This window comes from Mesorhizobium sp. P2_F8 (assembly GCF_056403655.1).
In genome coordinates this window covers 1-19,635 of sequence record NZ_JBFUFB010000004.1, presented here as the reverse complement: position 1 = coordinate 19,635, position 19,635 = coordinate 1, and the positions used below count along the sequence as shown (strand labels likewise).

The window sequence follows — 19,635 nt, the reverse complement described above, 5'->3', positions numbered from 1 at the left end:
GAGACCCGCGGATGATCAGTCGCGACTACACAGCCTTGAGCCGATAGCGGAAAACGGTGTGGTCGAGCAGCAGCCGGATGCGTGGTTCGGCCTCGGTCGCCACCAGCCAGCTTGCCGCGATCATCGTCGCGCCGACGATCACCATCGAGAAGAGATGCGGCAGACCCGCGCGGACCAGGACGCCGAGCAGGGCCGCGCCGACGACGTCATGGAGGAGGTAGAGCGGATAGGTCATCAGGCCGATCCGGCGCCAGCCGCTCCAGGAGAGGTCGAGCCGAAGCGACCATGCCATCAGTGCGACCCCACCGAGGAAGATGAGGATCGGCGGCGCGAACGGCATCTCTTGCCCGACCTTCAGGATGTGAACGTCGACCGAACTGGCGATCTGCAGCACGCCGCCGCCCAGGAACAGGGCGCAGAAGGCAAGGCGAGCCGTCGTCACCGCCTTGAAGCGCATCAGCCACAACATGACGCCGGTCGCGAAGAAAACGCCGTGATGCACCAGCAAAAGGTCGAGCGTGCGTGTCTCGGCAAGGTCGGCCCAGCCGAGCGGGTAATCGAGGCACCAGAAAAGCGTGCTGACCATGCCGATGGCAATCGCCACCCATTCCATCTGATGGAAGCGGCCAAGCCGCAGCAAGGTCCAGACGATGGCATAGAAGGCGATCTCGATGCCGAGCGTCCAGTAGACGCTGTCCACCCAGGGTGCGTCGGGAACGAACAGGCCGGTGCGAACCAGCCTGTCGACGGCATCGGTCGGCCAGCTCAGGCCGCCGATCAGAAGCACGACCGCGGTGACGGGTGCGCAGATCCAGACCGCCGGCGCCAGTCGTTTCACCCTTGCTTCGAAAAACCGCAGCGGCGTCGATCTCTCGGCGCTGAAGGCGATGACGAAGCCGCTGATGACGAAGAAGATCTGGACGCCGACCCAGCCGGATTCGACCCAGGCGCCTATCGCCGGCTGCGCTGGAATACCGCCCGTGGCGCGTGCCGAAACGCCGTCCGGAAACGCCCACACCCAGAAGCCGTAGTGGTAGACCATGACCATGACGGCGGCGAGGAACCGCAGGATGTCGACGCCGCCAAATGTGATTTTCTTCTGCTGAGCCATACCGCCTCGCCGGATGGCCCCCCGATCGAGGGTGTAAGGTGGATTGCTGCATTGCACAACAAAAGATTGCGGCGCCGACCTCGCCGATTTTCCTAAACCACGATCCCTCGCTCCCTCAAGGCGGCGGTTATCTCGTCGAGGATCAGCGGATCGTCGATGGTTGCCGGCATCGTCCATTCTTCCTTGTCGGCGATCTTCTGCATGGTGCCGCGCAGGATCTTGCCCGAACGTGTCTTGGGCAGCCGCTTGATCGTCACCACCGTCTTGAAGGCGGCGACCGGGCCGATGCGTTCGCGCACCAGGCCGACAACTTCGCTTTCGATGGCACCGGTTTCGCGCGAAACGCCTGCATTCAGCACCACGAAGCCAAGCGGCACCTGGCCCTTCATGGTATCGGCGATGCCGATGACGGCGCATTCGGCAACATCGGGATGGGCGGAAAGCACTTCCTCCATGGCTCCGGTCGACAACCGGTGGCCGGCGACATTGATGATGTCGTCTGTGCGGGCCATGACATAGAGATAGCCGTCCTCGTCGACCATGCCCGCATCCGCCGTCTTGTAGAAGCCGGGGAACTCGTCGAGATAGGCCTGGCGGAACCGTTGATCGGCATTCCACAGCGTCGGCAGGCAGCCGGCCGGCAGCGGCAGCTTGACCACCACATTGCCCAGCGTGCCGCGCGGCACTTCGTGGCCGGCATCGTCGAGCACACGAATGTCGTAGCCCGGCATCGGCACGCCGGGCGAGCCATATTTCACCGGCAGGAGACCGAGGCCGGCCGGATTGATCGTCATCGGCGAGCCGGTCTCGGTCTGCCACCAATGGTCGACCACCGGCACGTTGAGCTTCTGCTCCGCCCATTTGATAGTTTCGGGGTCGGCGCGCTCGCCGGCGAGGAACAGCGTGCGGAATTTCGACAGGTCGTATTTCGGAATGAACTCGCCTTTCGGATCCTGTCCCTTGATGGCCCGAAACGCGGTCGGCGCGGTGAACAGCGCGACGACGCCATGCTCTGCTATCACCCGCCAGTAGGTGCCGGCATCGGGCGTACCGATCGGCTTGCCTTCGAACAGCACGCTGGTGCAGCCATGCAGCAGCGGCCCATAGACGATATAGGAATGGCCGACCACCCAGCCGACATCCGACGCTGCCCAGAACACCTCGCCCGGCTTGACGCCGAACTCGTTTTCCATCGTCCATTTCAGTGCGACCATGTGGCCGCCATTGTCGCGCACGATGCCCTTGGGCTGGCCGGTCGTGCCCGATGTGTAGATGATGTAGAGCGGGTCGGTGGCAAGCACCGGAACGCAGTCGACATTGGCGCCGGCTGCCCGTTCGCGGGCGACGGCATCGGCATAGTCGATGTCGAAATGCTCCTTCAATTCGCAGGGCAACTGGTCGCGCTGCAGGATCAGGCAGCCGTCCGGCTTGTGGCGGGAAATCTCGATCGCTCTGTCGAGCAGCGGCTTGTAGGCAACGACGCGGCCCGGCTCCAGCCCGCAGGAGGCCGAGATGATCAGCTTCGGCTTGGCGTCGTCGATGCGGGTGGCAAGCTCATGCGAGGCAAAGCCGCCGAAGACGACCGAATGCACGGCGCCAATGCGGGCGCAGGCCAGCATGGCGAAGGCAGCCTCCGGCACCATCGGCATGTAGATGATGACGCGGTCGCCCTTGCCGATGCCGCGGTTCTTCAGCACCGAGGTCAGTGCGACCACCTCGCGCTTCAGTTCGGCATAGGTGAATTTCTTGATCGTTCCGGTGATGGCGCTGTCATGGATCAGCGCGATCTGCTCGGCGCGTCCGCCCGCGACGTGGCGGTCGATGGCATTGTAGCAGGTGTTGCAGGTCGCGCCGGTAAACCAGCGGCCGTAGACGCCGGCCGTGGCATCGAACACGTTGTCATAGGGCGAATACCAGTCGATGGCATCGGCCGCCTCCGCCCAGAACCTTTCCGGATCGCGTTTCCAGCCGTCATAGACCTCGTGATAGCGTGAAGTCATCCGACACCTCCCCAGGAATGTTTTTCTTCCCACCAGATAGCGCGCTCTAACCTTGGCCGCAAATGTGCGCCATTGTGCGGCCGGCATCGATCTGGCGCTTGGGGGCAAGCTGCGATGAAATTGCGATATCGGATTGGAGCGGCCGTGCTGGCGGCGCTGTTATTGACGGCCGCGTCCGCCGCCTGGGCTGGCGATGCGGCGGCACGGCGCATCATCGGTTTTTCGCCCGACGGCAACTATTTCGCCTTCGAGCAATTTGGAACGCTCGACGCCGGCGCTTCGAACTCCGGCTATTCGCAGATCGACATCATCGACACCCGTACCGACGCCTTCGTCGGCGGCAAGCCGATCCTCGTCGTCGACGAGTCCGAGGAGGCGACGCTGACCCTCGAACAGGCAAGGGCACAGGCCGCCGCCAAGGCGGCGCCCATCCTTGCCAAATATGCCATCGCATCGCGCGGCGAGCAGACGGCTTCCGACAAGTTCACCTTTCCCGATGAGATGGTTGCCTACAACGACATTTCCCGCCTCGAGCAGGTGTCGCAGAAATGGCTTTCGCCGCTCTATGACCAACTCGACATTTCGACCATCCAGCTCGACCAGATCCTGGCCAGCAGCACCACAGACTGTTCAGCGAGTTTCGACGCCACGCAGCAAGGCGACATATCGGGCAAGGCGCTCGGCTTCCGACTGGCGCTGCAAGGGCAGGACGGCAAGCCCTTCAAGGTCCTGCATGAAGACAAGACCGTGCCGGGGTCGAGGAATTGCCCGACCTCCTACAGCCTCTCGGAATCCTACGAATTCACCCCGGCCGGCAAGCCGGCCGTCATTGTGGTGCTGGTGCAGCGCTTCAGCCAGGGCTTCGAGGGCCGCGACCGCCGCTTCATTGCGGTGACCGGCCAACCGCGCTGACAAAGTCGATTGCTCTAGATCGGCAAAGCCACAAGCATGAGGCCGATGCCACCGAAGATCAAAATGGCTGTCGCCAGGGCTTTTCTGTGACGTTCGAAGCTCGTCGGAGCCCGCTCCCAATTGTAACGCATACGCTATCTCCCGAAGGCCCGAGGAGTCTTTACCTTACTTAGGGGAAGAAAAGCAACGGTCTGGCGCGGACGGCCCGTGTGCCCCCGCATCGCGAAGAAGACTATATCTGGGACGATACCTGCTGGAAGCCGGCGGCGGGCGCGTTCCAGTCGCCGGCTGGCAGGAAGTCTACATGCCCCAGCGCAGCGCCGCCGTATGCACCGGCGCATCCCAGAACGCGGTCGTTTCCGCGTCGAGCATGGTCAACGTGATCGAGCAGCCGGCCATGTCCAGGGAGGTGACATAGGAGCCGACCAGCGAACGGGTCACCGTCACGCCATGCTTCTCGAAAATCCGCCGCGCGCTGTTGTACATGAGGTAGAGCTCCATCAGCGGCGTGCCGCCAAAACCGTTGACGAACAGCAGCGCCGGGCCCTTGGCTCCGTCGCCGAGATCGCCAAGGATCGCGGCACAAATTTCCTCGGCAATGGCATCGGCGCTTTTCAAGGCGTCGCGTCGCCGTCCGGGCTCGCCGTGGATGCCGACGCCGAACTCCATCTCGCCGTCGCCGATGTCGAAAGTCGGCTTGCCGGCCGCCGGCACGGTGCAACTGGTCAGCGCCACGCCCATCGAGCGGGTAGCCGCGTTGACGCGTTCGCCCAGCGCCTTCAGCGGCGCCAGCGCCAGGCCATGCTCGGCCGCCGCGCCGACGATTCTTTCCACCACCAGCGTGCCGGCGACGCCGCGCCGGCCGGTCGTGTAGGACGAATTCTCGACGGCGACATCGTCATTGGTGACGATTTGCACGACGCCTTCCGACATTTCAGCCGCCATCTCGAAGTTCATCACGTCGCCCTCATAGTTCTTGACGATGAACAGGCAGCCGGCGCCGGTGTCGACGGCCTCCGCCGCCGCCAGCATCTGGTCCGGCGTCGGCGAGGTGAACACCTGGCCGGGGCAGGCGGCATCAAGCATGCCGTGGCCGACAAAGCCGCCATGCAGCGGCTCGTGGCCGGAGCCGCCGCCGGAGATCAGCGCCACCTTGCCAGGCCGCAAGGTCTTGCGGCGGACGAATTTATGTTCCTCGCCAAGCACTAGGATGTCGGCATGGGCGGCAACGAAGCCGTCGAGGCTTTCGGTCAGCACCGTGTCCACCGAATTAATAAATTTCTTCACGGCCGTCTCCTCCCGAAATGGGCCTTGTTGAACCGCTCTAACGGATCAGCCACCCTTGCCGGTGATGCTGGTGATCTTCTGGATAAAATCATTCACTGCCCGATCGAGTGCAGCGTTCTGCTTGTCGTCGCCGAAATCGGGCACGATGAGCGAAACATGCCGAGTCTTGCGCATGCCTGCCGCGACAGACATTTTTCCCGGATGCGCCTGATGGTAGGCGGCAAGAAACTGATCGCGCTCGGCCGGGCTGAAATGGCAGACCGAAAAGATCGAAGGCAAATGCTTTGACGGAATCGGGATCGAATAGGCCGGGCTGGATATCTGCGTGACGAAGCTGCGGTGCTTGCCAAGCGCATCGGCAAGCCGCTGGCGCATGCCGGACGGTCGCTGGTCGATGACATGCGACAGGATCGTCTTATAGGCGCGGATCGCCTCTTCGGAACCGGCTTCAGGTATCTTGTCGATCATGCCGGCTGCGCCTGGATCGAAACGTCCGCGATCGCCGCCTTGGCCAGGGCGAGTTGCGCCGGAGCGACGGACAGATCGCGTAGGCCGGCCTCGAGCAGCGACGGGATCGCGGCGGGGTCACCGCCTGCGTCGCCGCACAGGCTGACCGGGATTTCTTCGCGCAGGCCAAACGCGGTCACCGCAGCGACCAGCCGCAGCACGGCTGGATGCCGGACCGAATTGAGGTGCGCCACCAGAGCGTTGTCGCGGGCGGCTGCCATGACATACTGGGTCAGGTCGTTGGAGCCGATAGAGAAGAAGGCGACCTCGGTAAAGGCCTCGGGCGCGATCGCCACCGACGGCACCTCGACCATGATGCCGAGCGGCGGCATCTGTTGCGCGATGCCGCGCGCGGCAAGCGCTGCCTGCTCTTCGGCGAACATCGCTGCTGCCTGTCTGTATTCCTCCACAATGGCGATCATCGGGAACATCACTTTCAGACTGCCATGGACGGCGGCGCGCAGCAGTGCCCGGATTTGTACACGAAACACTTCCGGCCGCGCTAGCGACAGCCTGATGCCGCGCAGGCCGAGGAATGGATTGCCTTCCTCGACGGTGAAGCCGGGCACCGGCTTGTCGCCGCCGGCATCGACGGTGCGGATCGTCACCGGCTTGTCGCCGGCCCATTCCAGCACCTTGCGATAGGCGCGATACTGCGTTTCCTCATCGGGCAACGTCTTTCCGAACAGGAATTCGGTGCGCATCAGGCCGACACCGTCGCAGGTGGCGATGTCGATGCCGTCGACGTCGGACGGGTCGGCGATGTTGACCCGCACCCGCACCGCTATCCCGGTCCTGGTCACCGCCGGCCGCGCCAGAAAAATCCCGGCCAGGTCGCGGCGCGCCGAGAACAACGACGACGATTGGCGAAAGGCATCGATCTCGGCCTTGGAAGGCGACAGCACGATGTCGCCATGTTCGGCATCGAGCAGTGCTATGCCGGCAAGATTGGCGGGCGCGTTGCCAAGCCCCACCACCCCAAGCCCAACAACCATGGGTACGCCGCGCGAGCGCGCCAGCATGGCGACATGGCTCGCCGTGCTGCCCGCCTTCAGCGCGATGCCGCCACCGCCACTCCAGTCGGTTTCGAGAAAACGCGTCGGCGCGATGTCCTCGCCGTAGAGGATGGCGCCGGATGGTGCTTGCACCCCGCCATCCTCGGTCAGCGCGCGCAGCACCTGGTCCCTGATGTCTCGTATGTCGGCCGCACGGGCGCGGAAATAGTCTTGATCCGAGGTCTCGTAGCCGGCGATTTCCACATCCAGCGCCTGTCGCCATGCCGCATCGGCGGGGTGTCCAGAGGCAATCGCAGCAAAAGCCGGGCCGCTCAACGCGTCGTCCTCCAGCATGGCGATCTGAAATTCGAGGATGTCGGCGGCGTCACCGTCAGCGATTTTGATCAATCCAGCGAGGCGGCCCGTCGCGACATCGATTGCGGTCTCGAGCGCAGCCTTCTCGTCGTCGGCATTTTCCTTGCAGGCATAAGAAATGACAATCTGGTCGAGGTCAAACAGCGGTCCCTCGGCATACCCGGCCGAGGCCGAAATGCCTTGCAGCCTAAGCGGTTCGGACATGGTCCGCGCCTTCGTCGAAATCGCGCCGCACCAGTTCGACCAGTGCGTCGACGGCATCATTGGCGCCATCGCCGCTGGCGCGAATGTGCAGCACCGTGCCCTTCGGCGCCTTGGTGGCCATCACCTTGACGATGCTCTTGGCGTCGAACCATGGCCCGTTGGCGGCCAGTGCTATTTCCACCTCGGCGGCGAAGGTCTTGGCCAGCTTGGTGAACTTCACCGAAGGACGCGCATGCAGACCCACCTCGTGGGTGATCAGGACGGTCGCTTCGGCGGCTGCGGACATGTCTTTTAAAGTTCCCCTTCGTTCACGACGGCGACAATTCGTGCGCCGTCGCCACCACTTCGCGCAGCGAGGCGCCGCCGGACGCCTCGGTCGCCGCCATCACCGCGCCTTCGACGATCGGCGCGTTGCAGACGATGATCTTCTGCGCACGCGGCTCGCCAATCATCTCCACCGCCATTTCGCTGTTGGTCTCGGCACCGCCGAGATCGACCAGGATGGCGACGCCGGCTTCCGACCAGGCCCTGTCGATGGCGCTCATGATCGCCTCGACATTGGTGCCGAGCCCGCCATGGCCGTTTCCGCCGCACCATGCAAGCGGCACTTCGTCGCCCACCATCTGCCGCACCATGTCGGCCGTGCCCTCGGCGACGAGCGGCGAATGCGAAACGATGACGATGCCGACATTGCTCATGCGCTTTCCCCGACGGTTTCCGCCACTGTCCGCACCAGAAGCGCGGTTGAACGCGCGCCGGCATCCATATGGCCGATCGAGCGGTCGCCAAGGAACGAGGCGCGGCCACGCAGGGCCTTCATCGGCACGGTTGCTTCGGCGGCCGCGTCGGCGCTGTCGGCGATCTCCGCCGCCGTCTTTCCTTGAAGCAGCGCCTCATGCACAGGCTGCAGCACGTCGAGCATCGTCTTCTGCCCGACCTGCGATTTGCCCCGCGCCGCCACGGCTTCGATGGCCTTGCCGAAAGCCAGGGTCAGACTGGCGCGGTCGGGCGCGGCAGAAATTTCCTTGCCGAGCGCCATGAACAAGGTGCCGAACAGCGGACCCGAAGCGCCGCCGACCGTCATCACCAGCTTGGTGCCGATCGCCTTGAGTGCCTCGGGTAGCGGTTTGGCGGCAAACGCCTCGGCCTCGCTGCGTACGGCCTCGAAACCGCGCTTCATGTTCAGCCCGTGGTCGCCGTCGCCGATCGCCTGGTCCAGCGCCGTCAACTCCTCGGCGTGAGCGGCAATCGTATCCGCGGCCGCCACGATCAGCCTGGAAAGGTTCAACGCCGCCATGTCAGCCAAATTCTTGGTTCCCACCCTGCCGGCAGTAGCGAAAGAATTTTCATTCGACAACTGTAGCATGCGTCAGGCCGCTGCAAGCAGCGCGGCCGCGGCCGCAAAGGCCTCGGCCACCGCATAGGCGCCGGGGTCGACCACGCCCTGCAGCTTGCTGCCGACATAGGCGGACCGCCCGGCTTTCGCCCGGTCCATGGCGGACGTGGCCTCGGCACCGCGTCGAGCCGCTGTTGCCGCGTCCTCCAGGCCGCGGGCGTCGAGCGCTTTCAGGGCAGGCTCGAGGGCATCGATCATGGTGCGGTCGCCGACCTCCGCGCCGCCATAGAACGTCATCCGTTCGAGACCGGCAAGCAGCGCCTTGGCCACGCTGGCGCCGCCGTCCAGGGCCTGCGCCGCCGCGGTGAAGAAGATCGACAGCAGCACCCCGCTGGAGCCGCCCATGGACGCGCTCAGAATGTCGCCCACCGCGCCAAGGGTGGCCGCAGGATCGGCAAGCGGCAGCGTATCAAGCCGCTCGAGCACGCTGCGCGCGCCTGTCGCCACCGTCGAACCGGTGTCGCCGTCTCCCGCCTTGGCGTCCAGCCCGTTCAAAGTGCCTTCGAGCGCGATCAGCTTTTCGCAGATGCTGACGACAAGGCGCCGGGTGCGGGCATCTTGGCTGGGTTTGCGCGCCGCGCCTTCAGCAGGTTTCGCGATGGGCACGACAGAGGGCGATACAACAGGCTTTGCCGGCATCCAGGCGTGCGGACCAACCGGCGCCAGCAGGGCTTTCTCGCGTACGGCGTCGAGCCGGATCAGCGACAGCGAGAGGCCGTTCATGTTGAGCGCCGTCATCAACGGTCCTGGGCCGATCGTGAGCTTGATGGATTTGGCCAGCGGCGAAGCAAGCACCGCATTGGCGACCAGCGACATTTCGAGCGGCGGTACCGAACCGAGATTGTTGATCAGCAAGGCATGGCTGGCCGCAGGATCGAGCCGTGCCGCAAGCCGCTCCGCCATGATCGCGACCAGCGTGTCGGCGCTTTGCACGGCAATCCGCTCGACGCCCGGCTCACCATGAATGCCAAGGCCGAGCTCGCCATCGTTTTCGCCAAATCTGTCTTCGTGCGGCAGCCCAGGGATCGAGCAGGACGACAGCGACATGCCGAGCGACACGATGTCCTTCGCCGCGGCTCGCGCGACCGCCGCGATATCAGCCAGATCGTGGCCGGCTTGCGACAGATGGCCTGATATCTTGTGCACGAACAAGGTGCCGGCAACGCCGCGCGGCTGGGCAATGTCGGGGAGCGCGATATCGTCGGCGACGATCACCATCTCGACGCGAAAGCCTTCGGCGCGCGCCTTCTCGGCCGCCAGACCGAAATTGAGGCGGTCGCCGGTGTAGTTCTTGACGATCAGCAGGCAGCCGGCCGGGCCGGTGACCGCGCGAATGGCCGCCAGCACCGCCTCGACGCTTGGCGAGGCAAAGATCTCGCCCGAGACAGCGGCCGTCAGCATGCCCTTGCCGACGAAGCCGGCATGTGACGGCTCGTGCCCGGCGCCGCCGCCGGAGACGACGCTGACGTTGGTCTTGTCCCAGTCGGCGCGCAGGACGACCTTGATCTCGGGATAGCCGTCGAGCCGCGCGAGGTCGCCTGCGCCAATGGTCCGCAAGAGGCCGTCCAGCGCCTCGGTGACGATCGTTTCCCTGCGATTGAAAAAGTGCTTCATCGAATTCGTCCAGTCACTTGTCTGCAGTCATCAATCAGAAGCCGGTGTTGACCCTTGGCAGGGAAACACCGAAAACCGTTCATATCAGCCTTTGTCCGTCGGCACCAAAATAGAGCGGCGACCGGTAGCGGATCACCACCCTGTCGCCTTGCCCCAGATCCGTTTCGGGATCGGTCAGCGTCACCAGCTTCCTGGCCCCCACCGTCACATGCAGGTGGTTCTGGTCGCCAAGATGCTCGACCCAGTCGACGACGCCGTCGGCATGGCCATTCGCGGCCTTCTCGATCGACAGATGTTCGGTGCGTGCACCGATCGTCTTGGTGCCGGCCGGTGCGCCGCCATCGGGCAGCAGCCCGGTTGGCAATAGATTGATCGCCGGCTGGCCGAGCCTGGCCGCGACATGCAGGTTTGCCGGCTCCGAATAGATCGTACGGGGCGAGCCGATCTGCACCAGCACGCCATCGGCAAGGATGCCGATGCGGTCGGCCATCGTCATAGCCTCGATCTGGTCATGCGTGACATAGAGCATGGTGGCGCCGAGTTCGGCCTGGATGCGTTTAAGTTCGAGCCTGAGATCCGCCCGCAACTTGGCATCGAGCGACGACAGCGGCTCGTCCATCAGATAGATGGAAGGCTTGCGCACCAGCGCACGGCCGATGGCGACGCGCTGCATTTCGCCACCCGACAGCTTGGTCGAGCGGTTGGCGAGCTTGTGGTGGATGCGCACCATTTTCGCCACCTCCTCGACCCGGCGGCGGATCTGTTCTTCCGGCATTCTTCGTGCCGGCGAGCGCAGCGGGAAGGCAAGGTTGTCGAAAACCGACAGATGCGGATAGAGCGAGTATTGCTGGAACACGAAGGCGGTGTCGCGCTCGGCCGGCGACAGCGTCGTGGCATTGTGGCCGCCGATTTCGATGGTGCCGGCATCCGGCCGCTCCAGCCCGGCGATCAGCCGCAGCGTCGTCGTCTTGCCGGCGCCGGTCGGCCCGAGCAGCACGACGAACTCACCATCGGCGATGGAGAGGTCGAGACCGTTGACGGCGACATGGTCGCCAAAACTCTTGCTCACATTCTTGATGTGCACGTCAGCCATGCTGTGCCCTCCGCTCCGAGGCGGCATCGTGGATCGCGGTTCTCACCGCGCGGCCCGATCCTTTCTCGAACAGTGACAGCCGCGCGCTGCTCAGCGTCAGGCCGACATGGTCGCCGGTCGAGAGCCGGATTTCGGCCGGCACCCGGGCCTTGATGATGCCGTCCGCCGTCTCCACCGCGACGATCTGTGTGGTGCCGAGATATTCGGTGCCGTAGATTGCGCCACGCAGCTTGGAGTTGTCGTCGAAGCGGATATGTTCCGGACGGATGCCCAGCGCCATGTCGGCCGGGGCGATATCCTCGCGCACTTCCGGCACCGCGACCTTCGCGCCCTGGACGATGATTTCCTTCACGCCCTTTGCCAGTCCACCGCCGAAGCCCAGGAAATTCATCGGCGGCGAGCCGATGAAATCGGCGACGAACATGGTCGCCGGCCGGTCGTAGATCTCGCGCGGCGTGCCGAACTGTTCGATGACGCCATGGTTCATCACCGCGATCTTGTCGGCCATCGACATCGCTTCCATCTGGTCGTGCGTGACATAGACGGTGGTGGCGTGGATGCGGTTGTGCAGTTCGCGCAACTCATGGACCATCAAATCGCGGAACTCGGTATCAAGGGTCCCGAGCGGCTCGTCCATCAGGAAGCACTTTGGCCGCCGCACGATGGCGCGGCCGAGCGCCACCCGCTGGCGGTCGCCACCGGCGAGGCCTGAGACGGATTTGTTGAGCAGATGGTCGATGCGCAGAAGCTTGGCCGTCTCTTCGACGCGCTGGCGAATCTCGGCTGACGGCATGCCTTGCGCCAGCAGCGGGAAGCCGATGTTCTTGCGCACGTTCATGTGCGGGTAGAGCGCGAACAGCTGGAAGACGAAGGCGATGTCGCGCTCGCGCGCCCGCAGCATGGTGACGTCGTCTCCGCCAAGCAGGATCTGGCCGCCGGTCGGCAGTTCGAGTCCGGCGATCATGCGCAAGGTCGTCGTCTTGCCGCAGCCCGACGGTCCGAGCATGACGAAGAACTCGCCATCTTCGACGACGAAGTTGGAATCCTGCACGGCGACGAAATCGCCGAAGGCCTTTCTCAGGTGCTGAACGCGAATTTCGGCCATGGCTATTCCGGGAACTTCGAGACGATGATGAACATCACGGTGCCGGCGAGCATGGTGATGAAGGAATAGGTGTAGAGCGACAGCGCGAAGGGCTGGAACAGCATCAGGAAGCCGAGGGCGATCAACACCGTGGCGATGTTTTCCATCAGCCCGCGCCTGGCCCAGACCGGCCAGCGCGATTTGCGTTTCTGAGGGCTGGTCAGGCTCATTTGCGCACCGCGCCGAAGGTGATGCCGCGCAGCAATTGCTTGCGAAGCAGGATGGTGAAGACGAGGATCGGTACCAGGAAGATCGTCGTGCCGGCCGCCACCGCCGGCCAGTCCTGGCCGCCTTCGCCGATGATGGTCGGGATGAAGGGCGGCGCGGTTTGCGCCGTGCCCGAGGTCAAAAGCGCAGCGAAGGCATATTCGTTCCAGGCGAAGATCAGGCAGAAGATGGCGGTGGCGGCAATGCCGGTCGTCGCTTGCGGCAGCACGGTGCGCCAGAAGGCCTGCAGCCGCGTATAGCCGTCGATCATCGCCGCCTCCTCGTATTCGCGCGGGATCTCGTCGATGAAGCCTTTCAAGAGCCACACCGCCAGCGAGACATTGACCGCCGTATAGAGCAGGATCATGCCGAGCGCGGTGTCGGACAGGCCAAGCTCGCGGTACATCAGGTAGATGGGAATAGCGACGGCGATCGGCGGCATCATGCGCGTCGACAGGATGAAGAACAGGAGGTCGTCGGCGAGCGGCACCTTGAAGCGCGAGAAACCATAGGCCGACAGCGTGCCAAGGAAGACGGCGCAGAAGGTCGAGCCAAAGGCGATGATCAGCGAATTGACGAAGCGCGGCAGGAAGTTGGACGGGCCGGCGATCACCATGTTGCGCTTGCGCGTGGTCTCGTCGCAAAAGCCGGTCGCCGGTCCGAGCGAGTTGATGTATTCCGGCGTTTGCCGGGTGCGCGTCGTGAACAGGTTGCAGTAGCCCTCGAGGCTCGGCTGGAACAGCAGCTTCGGCGGGTAGGCGATCGAATCCGGCGGCGTCTTGAAGCTGGTGGCGAAGATCCACAGCAGCGGCACGATCGAGATCAGCGCGTAGGCGATGATGATCGCGCCGGCGATCCGCTTGGAATTTGCCGAAGGTGCGACGACCGAGTGGGCAGTGGTCAGGCTCATCTCTGCTTCACCTTGTTGAGCGCCTTGACGTAGATGTTGGCCAGACCGAACACCGCGACGAACAGGATGATGGCGAAGGCCGAGGAATAGCCCGTCCGCCAGCTTTCGAACGCCTGGCGTTTCAGCGTGATCGAGGCGACCTCGGTGGTCGAGCCCGGCCCGCCGCCGGTGAGCAGATTGACCATGTCGAACATCTTGAAGTTCTCGATGCCGCGAAACAGCACCGCCAGCATGATGAAGGGCAGCGCCATCGGCAGCGTGATCGACCAGAACTGCCGCCAGTTGGAGGCGCGGTCGACCTCGGCCGCCTCATAGATGTATTCGGGGATCGACCGCAGCCCGGCGAGGCAGATCAGCATCACGTAGGGCGTCCACATCCAGGTGTCGACGATGATGATCGACCATGGCGCCAGCGACACGTTGGAGAGCATCTGGATATTTGTTGGCGGGATGCCGGTGACGAAGGAAATGGCATAGGCGAAAAGGCCGATCTGCGGCTCGTAGAGGAAGCGCCAGAAATTGCCGACCACCGCCGGCGACAGCATCATCGGAACCAGGATGAGCGTCGTCCAGAACGCGTGGCCACGGAACTTTCTGTCGATCAGCCAGGCCAGCGTGAAGCCGATCAGCGTCTGCAGCAGGATGGTCCAGAACACGAAATGCGCCGTCGTCTGCATGGCGATCCAGATGTCCTTGTCGGCGAGGATGCGCTGGTAATTGGCAAAGCCGAGGTTCTTCACCACCTCGTTCGGGCGGTTGGCGCGGAAGTTGGTGAACGACAGATAGATCGCCCAGAACAGCGGGAAGATGTTGATGGCGAGCAGCAACAGGATCGTCGGCGAGATGAACAGCCAGGCGAGGCCCTTGTCGCTGATGCCCCGGACCTTGCGGGCCAACGGTTCCGGGGTCGCCCGGGCAACGTTCTCCGCAGTCCGATTGAGCATGGTCAGTCCTGCTTCGGTCACTTGGGTCGTCTCTGTCATGGAATTTATCTGAACTGCGTCCCGTGCCAAGGTGGCACGGGACGCCTGGGCCTAGCTCGGGAGGAGCCTGTTACATCTTGCCGTCGTCCTGGAAGACCTGCGTCCAGTCCTTGACCAGGCCGTCGAGGGCATCCTTGGCCGAACCCTGGCCGGCAACGACATAGTCATGGAAGCGCTTCTGCGACGCCTGCAGCAGCGGCGCGTAGCTGGGCTCAGCCCAGAAGTCCTTCACGATCGCCATCGAGTCGAGGAAGGTCTGCGCATAGGGTTGGCTGGCCGGGAACTTCGGGTCCTTGACCACCGCGTTGAGGCAGGAATAACCGCCGAGCGACCACCATTTGGCCTGCACATCCTTGTTGGCGAACCACTTGATGTATTTCAGTGCCGATTCCTGCTTGTCGGAATAGGACACCACGGAGATGCCCTGGCCGCCGAGCTGCGCGAACTGGTCGCCGTCAGGCCCCTTGGGGTTGACGAAGTAACCGATCTTGTCGCCGCCGACATTCTCGTCCTTCTGCAGGCCCGGCCATGTGAAGGCGAAGTTCATGTGCATCGCTACCTGGCCGGATTTGAAGGCATCGACGCCTTCGCCCATGTAGCTGTTCGAGGCGCCCGGAGGGGTGCAGCAATCATAGAGCGCCTTGTAGAACTCCAGCCCCTTAACCGACTTGTCGGAATTCACGAAGCCTTCCATTTCGTAGGGCTTCTTCGGGTTCTCGTACTGGAAGCCGTAGCTGTAAAGCACGTCCATGGCGCCCATGGTGATGCCTTCCGAGCCGCGCTCGGTGTAGATCGAGGCGCCATAGACGGTCTTGCCGTCGACCTGCCGCTTCTGGAAGAACTCGGCGATCTGCTTCAGCTGGTCGAAGGTGGTCGGCGGGCCGAGGTCCCAGCCGTACTTCTCCTTGAATTCCTTCTGCAGCTCCGGCTTGGAGAACCAGTCCTTGCGATAGGTCCAGCCGACGACGTCGCCCATGGCCGGCAGCGCCCAGTAGTTGGGCGTGTTCTTCGGCCATTCCGAATAGCCGACGACGGTTGCCGGCACGAAGTCGTCCATGCTGATCTTCTCCTTGTCGAAGAAGTCGTTCAGCTTGACGTAGTGGCCGTTCTCGGCGGCGCCGCCGATCCACTGGCTGTCGCCGATGATCAGGTCGCACAGCTTGCCGTGCGAGTTCAGCTCGTTGAGGAAACGGTCGGCATAGTTGGTCCACGGCACGAATTCGAATTTCATGCCGATGCCGGTTTCCTTGGTAAAATCCTTGGACAGTTCGACAAGTGCGTTCGCCGGGTCCCAGGCGGCCCAGCACAGCGTCAGGTCTTCAGCGTGCGCGACATTCGAGACGGCTGTCGACGCTGTAATCGCCGAGGCCAGTCCAAACGCCAGTTTCAAGCTCGATTTCATGCCTTCCTCCCATTTGCGAAACGCGTCCGGATGACGGTTTCAAGAGCTCCAAACCCCTCTCCTCAGGGGCCCAAACATGGCGGCGCGGCAGCGCTGCAGATGTTTAGTAATTTGTTTAGTGATGCAATTTTTACTAAACAACGCAAGCGAATTCGTTGCTGCGCCGCAGCATGCTTGCGGCGGTGCCTGAAAACGTTGGGAAAAGCGTGTATCGCGGATCCGATTGTGGAAGCCGCGCAGGCCGGGCCCGGCCAGACTCGAAGGTCGTCCCGGCTCTCAGTCGACCCGTTTGGTGCTCACCATGACCGGCCGGATCGCCGGTGCCGGCGGCAGCAGCGCCCGGATGTCGGCGAAGGGAAACACAGGCTCGAAGCGGAAGGCTTCGGCCAGTGAACCCTGCGCACCGTTGCACTGGCCTGAACGAAAAAGGTTTTGCGTTCGCGCGCCGTCGACGAAGCGCTCCGGATCCTGCGACTGATGCATGCGGATCGCCTCGGCCTTGACGTCGGCATGCGCGGAAATATCGACATAGTGCGTCGGCGAAAAACCGGTGCCGCCGAGCGTGTCGGCATGCAGCACCGGCACAGCGAAAGAAGCCGCGATGCGCACGCCGTCCGACAGCGCGCGGTGGTCGCCATGATAGTCGTTCGGCGCATGGGTGATCGCCAGGTCCGGGCCGATCTCGCCGATCAGCGCATTCAGAGCCTCGATCAGCGCCGCATCGGCGACCAGCGCGCCATCCGGGAAGTCAAGAAAGCGCGGCGTGGCCCCAAGCAGGCTTGCCGCTTGGCTCGCCTCCTTGCGCCGCGCCCGGGCAAGCGCGCCGGGATCGCCCATGCCGCCCTTGGCCCCATCGGTGGCTATGGCAAAAGTGAGTTCTGCGCCTTGCGCAGCATAGGCGGCCATCGTACCGAACATGAAGATCTCGATGTCGTCCGGATGCGCACCGAGCGCCAATATCTTCAACCCACTCTCTCCCCGGAAATCAAAAAACGTGACGAACGGAATCCTGCTCGCCCTGATCGCCTATGCAAGCTATTCGGGCAGCGATGCCGTTGTCAAAAGCCTCGGCGGACAGTTCACGGTCTTCGAGATCGGATTTTTCACGACGCTGTTTGCCGGCTTCTTTCTTTTCTTCACGCGGCCGGTGGGCGAGCGCTGGCGTGACTTCTGGCGCACCAGGCGGCCCTGGGCGGTGCAGGCGCGCGCCTGGGCGGGCATCGCATCCGGCGTGCTCAGCGTCTACGCTTTCACCACCATCCCGCTGGCGGAAGTCTATGCGCTGGTCTTTCTGGCGCCGCTCTGCGTCACCATCCTGTCCACCGTCATCCTCAAGGAGAAGGTCGGCCCGTGGCGCTGGCTGGCGGTGGTCGCCGGTTTTGCCGGTGTCATGCTGGTGGTGCGGCCTGGGTTTCGCGAGCTCAATCTCGGCCACCTTGCCGCCTTCGGCGTTGCCTTCCTCGCCGCCGCCAGCGTCATCCTGATGCGCTCGCTGGCACAGCAGGAAAAGCGCACGACCATGCTGGGTGTCCTGATCGGCTACGGCCTATTGTTCAACGGCGTGGGAGCCGCCGCTACCTCATTCACCGTTCCGCACGGCAAGCAGCTGGTGTGGCTGGTGATGGCGGGTGCCTTCACCGCTTGCGGGCAGCTGCTGCAGCTGCTGGCTGTCAAATATGCGCCCGCCAACCGGATCGCGCCGACGCATTATTCGCAGATCGTCTGGGCGGTCATCCTCGGTGCGTTGTTCTTCCAGGAATACCCCGACTGGCTGTCGCTGGTAGGCCTCGCTGTCGTCGGCGGGTCCGGCCTGCTGACCATGGTGCGCGAGGAAGCGCGGCTCGGCACGGTGCGCTGGAACCCGTTTTCGCGCACCCGGCTTTGAACCTGTCCAGGTTGCACGGCGACCGCGACCGCTGATATGCGGACGCGATGACGACAAAACCCTTGCCGGAGCTTCCCGTATCCGCCGTGCTGCCGGCGCTGAGTGAAGCGCTGGCCGAACGCAACAGCGCCGTGCTGGTGGCGCCGCCCGGCGCCGGCAAGACGACGCTGGTGCCGCTGGCGCTGCTTGGTGCGCCCTGGTTGGGGGCCGGCAAGATCGTTCTGCTCGAACCGCGCCGGCTCGCGGCCCGCGCCGCCGCCCGCCGCATGGCCGAACTCGTCGGCGAGGAGCCCGGCGCCACGGTCGGCTACGCCATGCGCATGGAGAACCGCACCTCGGCCAAGACCAGGATACTGGTCGTCACCGAAGGCGTGCTGGCCCGCATGATCCTCGATGACCCCGAATTGCCCGGCGTCTCGGCTGTGATCTTCGACGAATTCCACGAGCGCTCGCTCGATGGCGATTTCGGCCTTGCGCTGGCGCTCGATGTGCAGGGCGCGCTGCGGCCGGATCTGCGAGTGCTGGTGATGTCGGCGACGCTCGACGGTGCGCGCGTCGCGAAGCTGCTGTCGGGCGCGCCGGTGATCGAGAGCGAGGGCCGCGCCTTCCCCGTCGACATCCGCTATGACGAGCGTCCGGCCGGCACCACCATCGAGGACGCCATGGCCAGGGCGATCCGCTCCGCGCTTGCCGACGAGAGCGGCAGCGTGCTGGCCTTCCTGCCCGGCCAACGCGAGATCGAGCGCACCGCCGAGCGGCTGGCCGGCAAGGTCGGCGCCGACACCGATATCGTGCCGCTCTACGGCATGCTCGACGGCAAGGCGCAGGACGCGGCGATCAAGCCGGCGCCTGCCGGCCGCCGCAAGGTGGTGCTGGCCACCTCGATCGCCGAGACTTCCATCACCATCGACGGCGTGCGCGTGGTCATCGATTCCGGCCTGTCACGGCTGCCACGCTACGAGCCGGCCAGCGGCCTCACCCGGCTGGAAACCGTGCGTGTCAGCAAGGCGTCCGCCGACCAGCGCGCCGGCCGTGCCGGGCGCACGCAGCCGGGCGTCGCCATGCGGCTGTGGCGGGCCGAGCAGACGGCGGCACTCCCCGCCTTCACGCCACCGGAAATCCTCGAGGCCGATCTGTCCGGCCTGTTGCTCGACTGCGCCGCCTTCGGTGTCGCCGATCCCATCAGCCTCGCTTTCCTCGATCCGCCGCCCGTTCCGGCGCTCAACGAGGCAAGGCTGCTGCTGCGGGCGCTGGATGCCGTTGACGAGGCCGGCCGCCTGACGGAGGCGGGCATGGCGATGCGCAAGCTCGCTCTGCCGGTGCGGCTGGCGCATATGGTCGCCGAGGCCGCCAGGAGTGGCCATGCCGGCGAGGCGGCCATGCTTGCCGTGCTGCTGACGGAACGCGGGCTTGGCGGCGACGGCGCCGATCTGGAGCGACGGCTGATGCGCTTTCGCTCCGAGCGATCGCCGCGTGCAACGGCGGCGCGCCAGCTTGCGGAGAGGTTAGCGAGGCAGGCCTCTTCACCCTCCCCCTTGTGGGGAGGGTCGATCCGCGAAGCGGAGCGGGGTGGGGGTGGGCCGAGCGTGGGACCCCCACCCCCCCCCCAC

19 protein-coding genes are annotated in these 19,635 nt (G+C 64.4%); 3 read left to right on the top strand and 16 right to left on the bottom strand.

All coding sequences use genetic code 11. The features are described from left to right. Nucleotides 1-25 precede the first annotated feature (25 nt). Entirely contained in the window at nt 26-1,111 is a 1,086-nt protein-coding gene (locus tag AC1DZP_RS10925) for an acyltransferase family protein (protein WP_477302249.1), read from the bottom strand. A 92-nt stretch (nt 1,112-1,203) separates the two neighbouring features. Beyond that, nucleotides 1,204-3,111 (bottom strand): propionyl-CoA synthetase, encoded by a 1,908-nt coding sequence (locus AC1DZP_RS10920; RefSeq protein WP_477302247.1) that lies wholly within the window; start codon nt 3,109-3,111, stop codon nt 1,204-1,206. A 114-nt stretch (nt 3,112-3,225) separates the two neighbouring features. Between AC1DZP_RS10920 and AC1DZP_RS10915 the strand changes: the two genes are divergently transcribed. Further along, nucleotides 3,226-4,023, top strand: coding sequence for a DUF2259 domain-containing protein (locus tag AC1DZP_RS10915; protein ID WP_477302245.1), 798 nt, complete (start codon nt 3,226-3,228; stop codon nt 4,021-4,023). A 300-nt stretch (nt 4,024-4,323) separates the two neighbouring features. Here the strand turns inward: AC1DZP_RS10915 and dhaK are convergent, their stop codons facing one another. The 14 genes from dhaK to AC1DZP_RS10845 all read right to left on the bottom strand — a co-directional run bounded on the left by dhaK (nt 4,324) and on the right by AC1DZP_RS10845 (nt 17,106). Continuing rightward, complete coding sequence (dhaK, locus tag AC1DZP_RS10910) at nt 4,324-5,310, bottom strand: dihydroxyacetone kinase subunit DhaK (protein WP_477302243.1); 987 nt, start codon at nt 5,308-5,310, stop codon at nt 4,324-4,326. A 45-nt stretch (nt 5,311-5,355) separates the two neighbouring features. Then, a complete protein-coding gene (locus AC1DZP_RS10905; protein WP_457150028.1) occupies nt 5,356-5,778 on the bottom strand; it encodes a hypothetical protein in 423 nt (140 codons plus the stop codon). Next, entirely contained in the window at nt 5,775-7,391 is a 1,617-nt protein-coding gene (gene ptsP, locus AC1DZP_RS10900; protein WP_477302241.1) for a phosphoenolpyruvate--protein phosphotransferase, read from the bottom strand. The genes AC1DZP_RS10905 and ptsP overlap by 4 nt, the downstream gene beginning before the upstream one ends. Then, nucleotides 7,375-7,677, bottom strand: coding sequence for an HPr family phosphocarrier protein (locus AC1DZP_RS10895; RefSeq protein ID WP_477281789.1), 303 nt, complete (start codon nt 7,675-7,677; stop codon nt 7,375-7,377). Before AC1DZP_RS10895 ends, ptsP begins: the two co-directional genes overlap by 17 nt. 22 nt (nt 7,678-7,699) lie before the next feature. Continuing rightward, entirely contained in the window at nt 7,700-8,089 is a 390-nt protein-coding gene (gene dhaM, locus AC1DZP_RS10890) for a dihydroxyacetone kinase phosphoryl donor subunit DhaM (RefSeq protein ID WP_184873275.1), read from the bottom strand. Beyond that, nucleotides 8,086-8,688, bottom strand: a complete 603-nt coding sequence (dhaL, locus tag AC1DZP_RS10885) for a dihydroxyacetone kinase subunit DhaL (protein WP_477302918.1) — start codon at nt 8,686-8,688, stop codon at nt 8,086-8,088. Before dhaL ends, dhaM begins: the two co-directional genes overlap by 4 nt. A 72-nt stretch (nt 8,689-8,760) precedes the next feature. Next, on the bottom strand, nt 8,761-10,401 hold the full coding sequence (locus tag AC1DZP_RS10880; protein ID WP_477302239.1) for a dihydroxyacetone kinase subunit DhaK: 1,641 nt from the start codon (nt 10,399-10,401) through the stop codon (nt 8,761-8,763). A gap of 79 nt (nt 10,402-10,480) precedes the next feature. Then, on the bottom strand, nt 10,481-11,494 hold the full coding sequence (locus AC1DZP_RS10875; RefSeq protein WP_457150032.1) for an ABC transporter ATP-binding protein: 1,014 nt from the start codon (nt 11,492-11,494) through the stop codon (nt 10,481-10,483). Next, nucleotides 11,487-12,599, bottom strand: a complete 1,113-nt coding sequence (locus AC1DZP_RS10870) for an ABC transporter ATP-binding protein (RefSeq protein ID WP_457150033.1) — start codon at nt 12,597-12,599, stop codon at nt 11,487-11,489. The genes AC1DZP_RS10875 and AC1DZP_RS10870 overlap by 8 nt, the downstream gene beginning before the upstream one ends. A gap of 2 nt (nt 12,600-12,601) precedes the next feature. Next, complete coding sequence (locus AC1DZP_RS10865) at nt 12,602-12,808, bottom strand: hypothetical protein (protein WP_457150034.1); 207 nt, start codon at nt 12,806-12,808, stop codon at nt 12,602-12,604. Then, nucleotides 12,805-13,755, bottom strand: coding sequence for a carbohydrate ABC transporter permease (locus AC1DZP_RS10860; RefSeq protein WP_095082780.1), 951 nt, complete (start codon nt 13,753-13,755; stop codon nt 12,805-12,807). The genes AC1DZP_RS10865 and AC1DZP_RS10860 overlap by 4 nt, the downstream gene beginning before the upstream one ends. Continuing rightward, nucleotides 13,752-14,699, bottom strand: coding sequence for a carbohydrate ABC transporter permease (locus AC1DZP_RS10855; RefSeq protein WP_184873362.1), 948 nt, complete (start codon nt 14,697-14,699; stop codon nt 13,752-13,754). Before AC1DZP_RS10855 ends, AC1DZP_RS10860 begins: the two co-directional genes overlap by 4 nt. Nucleotides 14,700-14,808: 109 nt before the next feature. After that, nucleotides 14,809-16,140 (bottom strand): ABC transporter substrate-binding protein, encoded by a 1,332-nt coding sequence (locus AC1DZP_RS10850; protein WP_477302237.1) that lies wholly within the window; start codon nt 16,138-16,140, stop codon nt 14,809-14,811. A 276-nt stretch (nt 16,141-16,416) separates the two neighbouring features. After that, nucleotides 16,417-17,106, bottom strand: a complete 690-nt coding sequence (locus tag AC1DZP_RS10845) for a PIG-L deacetylase family protein (RefSeq protein ID WP_477302235.1) — start codon at nt 17,104-17,106, stop codon at nt 16,417-16,419. 28 nt (nt 17,107-17,134) lie between these two features. On the opposite strand from AC1DZP_RS10845, the gene AC1DZP_RS10840 reads away from it, so the two are divergent. Next, a complete protein-coding gene (locus AC1DZP_RS10840) occupies nt 17,135-18,025 on the top strand; it encodes a DMT family transporter (protein WP_457150037.1) in 891 nt (296 codons plus the stop codon). A 47-nt stretch (nt 18,026-18,072) separates the two neighbouring features. Then, nucleotides 18,073-19,635, top strand: a 1,563-nt coding sequence (hrpB, locus tag AC1DZP_RS10835) for an ATP-dependent helicase HrpB (protein WP_477302233.1), incomplete at its 3' end; no start/stop codon positions are given.

Excerpts from the sequence above, each read along its gene's own strand:
- AC1DZP_RS10925 (WP_477302249.1), bottom strand. The coding sequence starts at position 1,111 with ATGGCTCAGCAGAAGAAAATCACATTTGGCGGCGTCGACATCCTGCGG.
- AC1DZP_RS10920 (WP_477302247.1), bottom strand. The coding sequence starts at position 3,111 with ATGACTTCACGCTATCACGAGGTCTATGACGGCTGGAAACGCGATCCG.
- AC1DZP_RS10915 (WP_477302245.1), top strand. The coding sequence starts at position 3,226 with ATGAAATTGCGATATCGGATTGGAGCGGCCGTGCTGGCGGCGCTGTTA.
- AC1DZP_RS10905 (WP_457150028.1), bottom strand. The coding sequence starts at position 5,778 with ATGATCGACAAGATACCTGAAGCCGGTTCCGAAGAGGCGATCCGCGCC.
- ptsP (WP_477302241.1), bottom strand. The coding sequence starts at position 7,391 with ATGTCCGAACCGCTTAGGCTGCAAGGCATTTCGGCCTCGGCCGGGTAT.
- AC1DZP_RS10895 (WP_477281789.1), bottom strand. The coding sequence starts at position 7,677 with ATGTCCGCAGCCGCCGAAGCGACCGTCCTGATCACCCACGAGGTGGGT.
- dhaM (WP_184873275.1), bottom strand. The coding sequence starts at position 8,089 with ATGAGCAATGTCGGCATCGTCATCGTTTCGCATTCGCCGCTCGTCGCC.
- dhaL (WP_477302918.1), bottom strand. The coding sequence starts at position 8,688 with ATGGCGGCGTTGAACCTTTCCAGGCTGATCGTGGCGGCCGCGGATACG.
- AC1DZP_RS10880 (WP_477302239.1), bottom strand. The coding sequence starts at position 10,401 with ATGAAGCACTTTTTCAATCGCAGGGAAACGATCGTCACCGAGGCGCTG.
- AC1DZP_RS10875 (WP_457150032.1), bottom strand. The coding sequence starts at position 11,494 with ATGGCTGACGTGCACATCAAGAATGTGAGCAAGAGTTTTGGCGACCAT.
- AC1DZP_RS10870 (WP_457150033.1), bottom strand. The coding sequence starts at position 12,599 with ATGGCCGAAATTCGCGTTCAGCACCTGAGAAAGGCCTTCGGCGATTTC.
- AC1DZP_RS10865 (WP_457150034.1), bottom strand. The coding sequence starts at position 12,808 with ATGAGCCTGACCAGCCCTCAGAAACGCAAATCGCGCTGGCCGGTCTGG.
- AC1DZP_RS10860 (WP_095082780.1), bottom strand. The coding sequence starts at position 13,755 with ATGAGCCTGACCACTGCCCACTCGGTCGTCGCACCTTCGGCAAATTCC.
- AC1DZP_RS10855 (WP_184873362.1), bottom strand. The coding sequence starts at position 14,699 with ATGCTCAATCGGACTGCGGAGAACGTTGCCCGGGCGACCCCGGAACCG.
- AC1DZP_RS10850 (WP_477302237.1), bottom strand. The coding sequence starts at position 16,140 with ATGAAATCGAGCTTGAAACTGGCGTTTGGACTGGCCTCGGCGATTACA.